The organism is Streptococcus sp. 20925_1_44, assembly GCF_041432435.1.
Taxonomy (GTDB): Bacteria; Bacillota; Bacilli; order Lactobacillales; family Streptococcaceae; genus Streptococcus; species Streptococcus infantis.
Genome location: NZ_JAPVZQ010000010.1, coordinates 1 through 1,534, shown reverse-complemented (window position 1 = coordinate 1,534; position 1,534 = coordinate 1). Strand labels below are relative to the sequence as shown.

Genomic DNA, 1,534 nt, shown 5'->3' with positions numbered 1-1,534 from the left:
ATAGTCTTAGTTGTTGAACCATCTTCAAATGTTGCTGGAACATCGTCATCCATTGGTACACTTGGATCACCTTCTGTAAACTTAGGTTTACCTGTTTGTGTCTTACCTTGGATATCTGTTGATGTTACTGGTTCCGCTGTTGGTGTTACTGGAGTCACAGTTGGTGTGTACTTAGCTGTTACTGGTGTACCATTCTTATCTACACGTTTAACAGTCACGCCTGTTCCTGTTCCTGTGAATGATTTTTCTGGTACGAAGGTTACAGTTCCATCTGGTGCTACTGTGTATGTTCCTTCTCCTGGGATAGTCTTAGTTGTTGAACCATCTTCGAATGTTGCTGGAACATCGTCATCCATTGGTACACTTGGATTACCTTCTGTAAACTTAGGTTTACCTGTTTGTGTCTTACCTTGGATATCTGTTGATGTAACATCTTCACCTGTTGGAACTACTGGAGTAATCTTAGGTGTGTAAGTTGTTTCTACAGCAGTACCGTTAGCATCTTTAGCTTGAACTTTAACTGGAACAACATCACCTGAGTATGTCTTGTCTGTTGGTGTAAATGTTACAACACCTGTTTCCTTATCAACTGTGAAAGTACCGATTTCTTTACCTTCTGGTGATTTAGCAACTACTGATACAGCTGGTTGACCATTTTCGTCAAGAAGAGTGATGGTATCCTTGTCGATTGGTGCAACTGGGTCACCTTCTGTGAATGTAACAGTACCAGTTTGAACCACACCTTGAGGTGCTACTGATTCAGCTGGTGTTGCAGTTGGTGTTACAGGTGTTACAGTTGGTGTGTACTTAGCTGTTACTGGTGTACCGTTCTTATCTACACGTTTAACAGTCACGCCTGTTCCTGTTCCTGTGAATGATTTTTCTGGTACGAAGGTTACAGTTCCATCTGGTGCTACTGTGTATGTTCCTTCACCTGGAATAGTCTTAGTTGTTGAACCATCTTCGAATGTTGCTGGAACATCATCATCCATTGGTACGTTTGAGTTACCTGGTGTGAATGTTGGTTTACCTGATTGTGTTTGACCTTGTTTATCAGTTGAAGTAGCATCTTCAGCTGTTGGTGTTACTGGTGTTACTGTTGGTGTGTAAGTTGAAGAAGCTTTTGTTCCGTTCTTATCTTCACGAACAACTGTAACTGATGGAGCTTTACCAACAAATGATTTTTCAGGAACAAATGTTACTGTTCCGTCTGGTGCTACTGTGAAAGTACCAACACCTTCTACTGTCTTAGTTGTTGAACCATCGTCAAATGTTGCTGGAACATCTTCGTTGATTGGAACAGTTTTTTCTACTCCATCAACTGTAACAGTTCCACCCTTGAATTCAGGCTTACCTTTTTGTGTTGCACCTTGGATGTCTGTTGTTTCAGCTGGTGTTGCGGTTGGTGTTACTCCTACAACTGTTGGTGTGTATGTCGCAGAAGCTTTTGTTCCGTTCTTATCTTCGCGGACAACTGTCACTGCTGGTGCAGTTCCTACAAAGTTTGGTTCTGGAACGAATGTTACTGTTCCAT

General features: G+C 41.8%; 1 pseudogene. It reads right to left on the bottom strand.

The window, feature by feature from the left end:
• Positions 1 to 1,534 (bottom strand): annotated as a pseudogene (locus O3643_RS08295) (fibrillin); the annotation flags it as partial.